We start from the raw sequence: 9,198 nt of genomic DNA, 5'->3' as shown, positions 1-9,198 counted from the left end.
AACGCTTCGATTTCGTCGAGCATCGCGTCCTGATCGCCGACGAATGGCAGGTGACCCCGCGGATACGTATCGACGGCGGCGTGCGCTGGGAGACGATGCGCGCGCGCGGCACGGTCGCGCTCAAGAAGACCGTCAACCTCGGCACGTTCGCGACCTCGTCCATCCTCACGGGCAGTGGCGTCTACGCCAATTATGACGACAATTTCAGCCACGCGACGTGGACGCTGGGCGTCGACTATCAATTCAACGGGGACGCAGGCCTGTTCGCCCGCTACACCTCGGCCAATCGTCTGCCGAGCCTGGGCAATTATATCACCAGCCCCACGGCGAAGCCGATCATCCAGACAATGGATCTGGGCGAGGTGGGCGTAAAATATGCGAGCGCGCTGGTGTCGCTCTACGCCACGGGTTTCTGGACCAAATACAACAACGTCTCGTTCACCAACTATCGTTTCGACCTGAACGGGCCCGCGGTGAGCGAGGCGCGCTATGCCGACACGCAGACCTTTGGCCTGGAACTGGAAGGGACGCTGCGTCCCGTGCGCTGGTTCGACCTGTCCGGCACCGCCACGTTGCAGGACCCCAAGTACAAGGGGCTCACCTATGTCGATGCCAGCGGGAAGAGTTTCGATTTCGACGGCAACCGTCTTATCCGCATCCCGACGGTCAGCCTGCGTTTCGTGCCCGGCCTGAATTTGCTGGGCGACCGTCTGCGATTGCAGGCGTCGTGGGAATATGAAGGCAAGCGCTATGTCGATACCGCGAATTCGGTGCGACTGCCCGCCTATGCCACCGTCAATCTGAGCGCGCGGTTCAATGTGTCGCAGGCGTTGTCACTGTACGGCTATGTCGACAATCTGAACAATTCGCTGGGCCTGACGGAAGGCAATCCGCGCGCGGGCGAGCTTCAGAACGGCGATGCGGGCGCGAACACCTTCATCGCGCGTCCGCTGATCGGCCGGAATTTCCGTGCCGCGTTGATGTACAGGTTCTGAGCGATGACGCTGCGTACCGCGTTCGCCGCGCTCGCCCTGCTTTCGGCCTTGGCCGCCCCTGCGCATGCGCAGGGCGGCCGGGTGGAAACGCCGCCGTCGGATCCGACATCGGGCGCGCCCTGGCGCGTGATCGAGGGCAGGCTCACGCGCGCCGCACATGAACGCTACACCGAACTCCCGTTCGACCTGCCAGCCGGTGTGGTGCGTCTGACGATCCGGTTTCGCTATGCCGGCAAGGAGCAGCACTCGGTGATCGATCTCGGGTTGCGCGATCCGCAGCGCTTCCGGGGCTGGAGCGGCGGGACGCGCAGCAGCATGACACTGAGTACGGAAGATGCGACGCCCGGCTATCTTCCCGGTCCGCTGCCCGCCGGGCGCTGGAACCTGATCCTCGGGGCGCCCAATATTCGCGAGGGTGCCGAAGCACCCTATGAAGCGCAGGTCTTCATCGAGCGGCAGCCCAACGTAACCGAATTTGCCGATGCGCCGATTTCGGTCACGGCCGGCTGGTATCGCGGCGACCTGCACATGCATAGCGGCGAAAGCGACGGGCGGTGCAAGGCCCAGTCGGGCGCGAGCATTCCATGCCCCGTCTACCGTACCGTAGAGGCCGCAGCGGCGCGCAGGCTCGATTTCATCGCGCTCAGCGATCACAACACCACCGCGCACTATAACGCGCTCCGCGAACTGCAGGGCGCGTTTGACAAGATGCTGCTGATCCCAGCGCGTGAAATCACCACCTTCTGGGGCCATGCCAACGTCTTCGGGCCCACAGACTTTCTGGATTTCCGCATGACGGGCCCAACCTGGAGCCAGGCGCGCAAGTGGATCGACCCCGTCCATCGCATGGGGGGCATCGTCTCGATCAATCATCCCGGCTTGCCTTCGGGCGAGGTCTGCATGGGCTGCGGGTGGCGCGTCGGGGATCCGCCGGATAGCGCCGTCGACGCCATTGAGGTCGTCAATGGCGGCACGATGCGGGAAACCCGTGCGGCCGACGGGGCGCTGCAGGGCTTCGCGGTGTGGGACCGGCTGTTGAACGCCGGCCGTCACGTCACGGGCGTTGGCGGAAGCGACAGCCACGAGGCCGACCGTCCTGCGGCCGAAGCGGGTTCGGTCGGCAGCCCCACCACCGTCGTCTACATGCAGGCCCTGTCGGTGCACGGGTTCCTTGATGGCGTTCGCTCCGGCCGTGTGTTCATCGATGTCGAGGGTACGCGCGACCGCTTGCTGGACCTTGAGGCCGTCGCAGGAGGGCAACGCGCCGCTATGGGGCAAACGTTATCGGCGCATGCAGGCGAGACAATCATCTTCTCCGCTGCGATCAGCGGGGTGGCGCAGGGGATCGTGCAACTGGTCATCGACGGCAATGCCGAGGAACCGTTCCGCACCGCCTTCGACGACGCCCGCCCGCCTTCGCCCTGGCATTGGCGTGCCGACGGTCGCCCGCACTGGTTCCGTGCAGAGGTGCGGGATCGACAGGGATGCCTGCTCCTCATCGGCAATCCAATCTATCTGGCACAGAAGTGAAGAGGCGGCAGCGCGGCGGGCTGCGCACGAAAAGACGCATGCGTACAGTCTGCCCGCAATCGGCAGTGTGAGCGGATCATCCTGACCTGAGCCCTTTGGATTGCTCCATTCCTTGTGAGAAAATCCCGGTTCGCAAAAACCGCTAGGTTTCTAAAGAGCCGTGGGCCTTCATGGATCTTGCGACGGCTCCGCGCGCCTGAGCGGGCTTACAGATTCCCATTCGCTAGGGGCAATAGCGAGCTGTTGATCAGTTGGCACCGACGGCACACGTCGAGCGCATCTGCCTGATCGCCTCGGCTGTGAGGCCGAACCTCCACTCCGCACATTGGCGTCGTTCGCCATCGATCATCACGCTATACGGCAACCCTGTTATGCCGGAGGCATATTGGTGTGCTATCTGTTGCACTTCCTCTCCCGACGCGATTTCGACGTTGCCAGGTAGTGTCAGCTTATAGCGTCTGATGCCGCGATCGGTCCATACGACCATTATTCGATCCGGGCTGGCACCGGAAGCGAGCGCAACGATGTTACGCAGTTCTGCAATACATGGGGCGCACCAGCTGGCGCCGAACATCAGGATCGTACGATGGGCCGCCCCATTGTTCGCGGGAGTGGCCTGCGTTTCGGCATGTCCCGAACCGGATGTAATAGCTGCGGCAAATATCGCTGCGGTGATGGACAGGCGAAACATGCGGCCATAGTAATATTTTGAGCGCATCAAGGGCAAGGCGGGGGTGGTTGTGAATTTGATCCTGACATTGATGCTTGCCGCTACGGCGTCGGCCGTCGCCGATAGCCCGCCATCCGGACCCCGGACAATTCAGCAGGATTTCGATGACGCCTCCTCTGACGCCTCGGCAGGCAAGTGCGAGAGCGCGATACCGAAATTTGAGGCTTTGGAGCGCAGCAACAGGGTTAAAGCGGGGTCGTTGCCTGCGGCTGCCATAGCAGTTCGCAAGGGCATTTGCGCGATCAGCCTGTGGCGTGCGGATGCCGACGAATCTGCATTACAAGCCGGTCTGAAAATATTGGACAAAGCCGGAGCCAGCTTTGACATCGACATTTCCAATGGCTGGACGGCGCTGGGCGATGAGGCATTCCGGCGATATGATTATGCTGGGGCAACCAACAGCTACAAGAATGCTCTGGCACGGTCGATGGGAGAATATCGTCTCAATGTCCTGACCAAACTGGCCAAGGCGACCGCGTTCGATCAAGACGCCGAGGCATTAAGTTATGCCGATGAAGGCGTGAAAATCATCTCGGCGACTGCAAAGCCGAACAAGGACTCCCTGGCCACTTTTCATACCCTTCACGCCCGAACACTACTAAATCAAGGCAATGCGGAGGGGGCCTATAAGGAACTGAATACCGCGCTTTCTTTGAGCGGAGGGCTGACCAATAAAGCAACGCTGAGCGAAGTGGCATTGCGCGGTGACCTTGCAATTGCCGCGATGTTGGTTGGCAAGAAGGATGATGCCCGACGGTATCTGGCCTATACCGGCGCGGGCCGCATTGGAAAGTCCCCGTTCGCAAGAGCGGTGTCAATGAATCCACCCCTGTGCGGGGTGGAGACGGGGATTCGTCCCGAAGATGTCGCTGTCGTGGAGTTCGGCATCGCCGACGATGGGAGTGTGTCTTCCGCCCGGACTGTCTACTCGCGGGGCGGGCCGGATGTCGCCGCCGCCTTTGGTAAAGCCGTGAGCGAGTGGTATTGGAAGCCGGAGGACATCGCTGCGATCCCTCCCTTTTATCGGGTTCTTACCCGTGTTGAATTGCGATGCAGCAACGTGCTGAGTGACGGTCCCGGCGTAACGGGACCGCTCAGGGAGCGGTTCTTGTCATGGGCGGTGGCTTATCTTCCTTCGACAGCCACGCCCGACATGAGCAATGCGAACCTGCGCAAAACGCTCCACCACTATATCGATGATAGCAGCAGGCCGTCGAACGATGCCGCCCGGATCGCGGTGTTGGGTTGGCTGGCATATATGGAGCCGGTTTCAAGGCAGAAGCGCATGGCGATGGCCGATGAGGCGCTGGCACTGGCCTCGAAAACGCGGGTGCCGCAGGAGGTTGTCAATTGGTTGCGGATCGTAAGGCAGGCATTCTCAACAGTTGGCAAGCGTACAAGCAGCGCCCTTCGTGCGCTTGTTATGCTTTCCGATGACCCGGCCATATCGAATGATGCGCTTGCGGCTGATACACTCCGTCTGCAAGCCGCTCGCGGTTGGAGAACCACGAAACTGAAGGAAGCGCCCCTGCTGCTGGAAAAGGTCGCGCAGGATGATCGCCTGCCGCCGCATCATCCGTTGCGGCAGCTTGCATGGCTCGATCTGGCTGGCAAGGCCGCTGAGAGAGGCAACAGCGCACTCGCGCAGGATTATTACGGTCGGACGGGTCTCGCCGATAAGCAGTGTGGGCTTTTGGGAGTTCCCCCAACGCTCAAGCGCTCGAATGTGAGCAGCGTTGATTATCCCACTGATGCAGCGAGAATGGGGTTTGAAGGCTGGGTGCTGACGGAATATGACATAATGACCGACGGCAAGACGACGAACGTCAGGCCGACCATTGCCTATCCGCCGCTTATATTCGTGGATGCTGCCGCCGGAATAGCCAAGGGTCTGCAATATGACGTGAGTTTCAGGCCGGGAAGTTCGATGGCGTGCAGCGCAAACCGCCGCGCTACCAGTTTCGTCATTCCCAAAGATAATTGATCGTGGTCTCGGATCGGCCCTGCTTGACGCTGCTCCAAGGATAGCGGAATGAGCCCCTGTTCTGGCTGCCGGACGAGCAGATGGAGCGGCTGCGACCGTTCTTTCCGAAAAGCCGCGCCAAGCCGCGTGTGAATGACCGGCGGGTGCTGAGCGGTATCGTGTTCGTTAGCAAGAACGGGCTGCGCTGGCGAGACGCACCCGGCGCCTGCGGTCCGCACAAGACGCTCTACAATCGATGAAAGCGCTGGGGTAAGGCAGGCATGTTCACGCGCATGATGGAGGGGCTGTCGGCGGCAGGTGCCTAGCCGAAAACGGTGATGGCCGACGCTACCTGCATGAAGGCGCACCGCACGGCATCCAGCCTTTTGCATCCCGGGCCGGCGATCACCCAACGAGCCGGTCAGATACGACAAGTGGCGTTATCCGCAACGAAGCCGCATCGAGATCATGTTCTGTCGCCTCAAGGATTGGCGCGGTGTTGCCATCCGCTACAATCGCTGCGCCACCGCCTTCTTTTCCACCCTCACTCTCGCCGCCACCGTCATCTTCTGGCTGTGATCGACGCGACCTGACCCCAGGTTATCGAGTGCGGCGGGAAGCGCGAGGGTGACGGCGGAAGTGGACAGGATACGTGTTTCTCCGGCGATCGGGCTTAGAATTCCGACCATTCGTCGACGGCAACGGCAGAACCGCCTTTGCGGCGCGACTGGGCAGCGATGCGGCGACCAGCGTCGGCCGCCTGCTGCTGAAGGCGGTGGACCACCGGAGCCGGCGGTGCGGCCGGTGCGGCGTGCCCGCTTGCGGCGTCCGTATCGAAGGTAAAGCGGGCGACCTGGCGGGCGAGATTGTCCGCCTCCGCCGACAAAGAGCGGGCGGCGGCGGTGGCCTGTTCAACCATCGCGGCGTTCTGCTGGGTTACGCCGTCCATCTCGCTGACCGCAGCGTTGACCTGCTGCAGCCCGGTCGCCTGCTGTTCGGACGAGCGGGCGATGCGCGACACGAGATCGCTGACCTGCGCGAAGCGGCCGATGATCCGCTGCAGCGCCTGACCCGTTTCGCTGACCAGCTCGACGCCGACGTCGACCTGTTCGGAACTGGCGTTGATGCGCGTCTTGACGTCTTTGGCCGCTTCCGCCGAGCGCTGCGCGAGGGCGCGCACTTCGGAGGCGACGACAGCGAAGCCCTTGCCCGCGTCGCCGGCGCGTGCCGCCTCGACCCCGGCGTTGAGCGCAAGCAGGTTGGTCTGGAAGGCGATACCGTCGATGACGCTGATGATTTCCGAAATCTCGTTCGATGCGCGTTCGATGCCGCTCATCGCCTCAACCGCACGGGAGACGACGTCGCCCGACTGCTGCGCTTCGCTGCAAACCTGTTCGACGACGCCATTGGCTTCGATCGCATTGGCGGCCGCCTCGCGCACCGTCGAGGTGATCTCGTCCATCGCGGCGGCGGTTTCCTCAAGGCTCGCGGCCTGTTGTTCGGTGCGTTGCGACAGGTCGTCGGACGCGCGGCGGATATCGTCGGCGCCGTTGTTGATCTGATGCGTCGCCTCGGCAACCTCGGCGAGCGTACCCGACATGCGGGCGAGCATCGTTTCGATGCTGGTGCCCAGTGCCTGATATTCGGCGGGCAGCGCGTCGAGGCGGGCGGTGAAGTCGCCCTGTGCCATCCGCTCGCACACCGTGCTGACTTGCGCGATCACGGCGTTGCGGCGTTCCTGCTCGGCCTTGAAATAGGTGCCCAGCGCGATGTCCATGTCGAGCAGCGACGCCTTGACCAGCTCGGTCGCGGCCCTGGCCGAACCGGGACGCAGGATCGACCAGGACAGCATGCGCGGCAGGATGATCTCCAGCACGCGGGCGTAGCCGCTGATGTACCAGGTGGGGTCGAGGCCGATGCGGGCGTGAATCGTGCCGATCCGTTCGGCACGGACGACATAGGCTTCGTCGACGGGACGCGAGAACAGTTCGCGCCAATGTTGGAGCTGCTTGTCTTCGGCCTGCGCCATCGCACCCTGCGACGAGAAATAGGCGGCGGCGCGCGGCGTTGCGCGGATATGCGCGTACAATTGCCTCAGGGCGGCGGGAGCGTGACGTTCGATGGCACGCTTGATGGCCGGAAAGCTGCGATAGCTGGATCGAGAATAGTTGAAGAGCGCAAGCTTCGCGTCGAGCGTGTCGTTCGACTGCGCTTCGTTCGACCGTATAGCCACCTCAGTACCCCCCTCCGACCGTCTCTATTCGCCCGATCTATCCCATCACAATTAACGGCAAGTTTCCGGCACTTCCCGCCGCCGTCAGAACCCCGGCTAGTCGTCACCGACCGCGACCGCCGCTGCCGCACCCCCCCCAACGATCGCCATGCTGCGGCCAGTGCGTGCGATGGATCGACCAGCGTCCGCGGTGCGGCTGGCCGGTGGCTGTTCCGAGTGCAATCTGGGCGGGGCGGCGCAGGGACATCGGCCTAGGCACGCTGACAGCCGTTTCCCTGGTTGATGCTCGCGAGGCAGGGCTCTCGATCCGTAAGAAGATCGCGCAGGGCATCGACCCGGTCGTCGAGCGGAAGCAGGACTGGCAGGTCATTCCGACCGTTCGCAAGGTTGCTGAGATGGTCCATGAGGAACGCCGGAAGGCTTGGAAGAACGGCAAGCATCACGATCAGTGGATCGCCACGCTGAAGTGCGAGGTTGACGTCATCGAGCTCATATAGAGCCGCGTTCCGAAACGCAGCCACGTCAGCGGTAGCAATTGTGCCGCGGTGGTGAAGCGCCGCACCGCGGCGACACCGGGGAGACCTGACACTTCCGGCACATGGATCTGATTGAACCACCGGTCGAACTCCGCTTCGTTCGCCAGAGTTACCGGCACCGCAGCCGCATCGAGATCATGTTCGGCCGCCTCAAGGACTGGCGGCGCATTGCCACCCGCTACGATCGCTGCCTGACCGCCTTCTTCTCTGCCGTCGCCCTCTCTACCACCGTCATCTTCTGGCTGTCATCAACGATTCCTGACCTCAAGCCGGTAATTTCAGAATGACATTGTCGACTAGGTCTTCAATGAAATCGATGACCTTTGATCTGTTTACGGTAACTCCGGACGGGTGAGCGCACGAGTTTCGGGTGCCGAGCTTCTGATCAAGGATTTTGCGAACATCATTTGAAATGATGCCTGCCGCGCGACATAGCTCAATGAACTTCGTCTCCTTCATTTCGGTGAAGTCATCTCTCTGAGTGACTGCATCAATTTTGACGCCCTTATCTTTCAGCAAGGAAGCATTGAAATCCGTCAGCTTATGCGCGAGGATGTGAGCGAACAAGTGATCCATCGTCAATATCGATGTCATCACGATGGCGGCACGATTAGCGCCAATCTCAAAGCAGTCGATGGCCTCTTCGAGGAATTCCTTGTTAGCGCCAGCAGGTAGTTTCTGCTCCAGCCCCCGGAGGGTGGCGCTTGTTTGAGCGGTCACGGTTTCCGCACCTAGCTTTCTCGACAATGCTTCACGCATGTGTCGTTGAAGCTTGTAGCCTCCGTTCGCCTTGATGTATTTCGGCGGCTTGCTCTTGAGGCCCTCGGAGAGGCGCGCGCCCACGTTCCCGGGGACAACGAGGTCGCATGCCGAAAAGCATTCCGCGACCTGTTTGGGCGTCGCGGTATCCTGCCCAGATTCGACTGTCAAGAAATAGACGAATAGTTCGGTGAGCGCACTTTGGCTCTGCCCGGGCGCGTTCTCAATCGAGCTGTAGAAGCGGTTGACCACAGTGGTCATTCAGCGCCCTTTTTCTTCAACGAATGATTGAAATGATTGTCACCCGCTATCGTGATGGGCAACTCCGTTGGAGTGCGGAAGTCAATGTACCCGTTTTTGGAGCTTGTGTCATAAAACGCCTGTGCAAAGGCTTTCGGGATTTTGTCACCTGTAGCTTTGAAGCAGGTGTAAACCTGATCCGTATTAGGACT

9 protein-coding genes and 1 pseudogene are annotated in these 9,198 nt (G+C 61.5%); 6 read left to right on the top strand and 4 right to left on the bottom strand.

The features are described from left to right. Together ACFDTG_RS14750 and ACFDTG_RS14745 are read left to right on the top strand one after the other, a co-directional pair. Positions 1 to 995 (top strand): TonB-dependent receptor domain-containing protein (locus tag ACFDTG_RS14750; protein ID WP_375291752.1); only part of this gene is annotated, 995 nt, incomplete at its 5' end. Positions 996 to 998: 3 nt separating this feature from the next. After that, positions 999 to 2,525, top strand: a complete 1,527-nt coding sequence (locus ACFDTG_RS14745; RefSeq protein WP_375248273.1) for a CehA/McbA family metallohydrolase — start codon at positions 999 to 1,001, stop codon at positions 2,523 to 2,525. 247 nt (positions 2,526 to 2,772) lie between these two features. Here the strand turns inward: ACFDTG_RS14745 and ACFDTG_RS14740 are convergent, their stop codons facing one another. Next, a complete protein-coding gene (locus ACFDTG_RS14740) occupies positions 2,773 to 3,216 on the bottom strand; it encodes a TlpA family protein disulfide reductase (protein WP_375248272.1) in 444 nt (147 codons plus the stop codon). A 55-nt stretch (positions 3,217 to 3,271) separates the two neighbouring features. On the opposite strand from ACFDTG_RS14740, the gene ACFDTG_RS14735 reads away from it, so the two are divergent. Beyond that, on the top strand, positions 3,272 to 5,239 hold the full coding sequence (locus ACFDTG_RS14735; RefSeq protein ID WP_375291751.1) for a hypothetical protein: 1,968 nt from the start codon (positions 3,272 to 3,274) through the stop codon (positions 5,237 to 5,239). Between the two features lie 80 nt (positions 5,240 to 5,319). Further along, positions 5,320 to 5,797 (top strand): annotated as a pseudogene (locus ACFDTG_RS14730) (transposase). Between the two features lie 94 nt (positions 5,798 to 5,891). On the opposite strand, the gene ACFDTG_RS14725 reads toward ACFDTG_RS14730, so the two are convergent. Then, the gene (locus ACFDTG_RS14725; RefSeq protein WP_375248270.1) at positions 5,892 to 7,451 is read right to left on the bottom strand and encodes a globin-coupled sensor protein; all 1,560 of its coding nucleotides are present in this window, start codon (positions 7,449 to 7,451) and stop codon (positions 5,892 to 5,894) included. 203 nt (positions 7,452 to 7,654) lie between these two features. Between ACFDTG_RS14725 and ACFDTG_RS14720 the strand changes: the two genes are divergently transcribed. Together ACFDTG_RS14720 and ACFDTG_RS14715 are read left to right on the top strand one after the other, a co-directional pair. Continuing rightward, a complete protein-coding gene (locus tag ACFDTG_RS14720) occupies positions 7,655 to 7,948 on the top strand; it encodes an Arm DNA-binding domain-containing protein (protein WP_375291750.1) in 294 nt (97 codons plus the stop codon). A 101-nt stretch (positions 7,949 to 8,049) separates the two neighbouring features. Continuing rightward, the gene (locus ACFDTG_RS14715) at positions 8,050 to 8,274 is read left to right on the top strand and encodes a hypothetical protein (RefSeq protein ID WP_375248298.1); all 225 of its coding nucleotides are present in this window, start codon (positions 8,050 to 8,052) and stop codon (positions 8,272 to 8,274) included. On the opposite strand, the gene ACFDTG_RS14710 is transcribed toward ACFDTG_RS14715, so the two are convergent. Next, entirely contained in the window at positions 8,252 to 9,007 is a 756-nt protein-coding gene (locus ACFDTG_RS14710; RefSeq protein ID WP_375248268.1) for a hypothetical protein, read from the bottom strand. The genes ACFDTG_RS14715 and ACFDTG_RS14710 overlap by 23 nt on opposite strands. Next, the coding region (locus ACFDTG_RS14705) for a hypothetical protein (RefSeq protein WP_375291749.1) at positions 9,004 to 9,198 on the bottom strand (195 nt) is incomplete at its 5' end. The genes ACFDTG_RS14710 and ACFDTG_RS14705, both read right to left, overlap by 4 nt.

The sequence above is a fragment of the Qipengyuania sp. genome (genome assembly GCF_042095715.1).
Classification (GTDB): domain Bacteria; phylum Pseudomonadota; class Alphaproteobacteria; order Sphingomonadales; family Sphingomonadaceae; genus Qipengyuania.
Note: the sequence above shows the minus strand (reverse complement) of the source record. Positions and strands in the feature narration are given on the sequence as shown.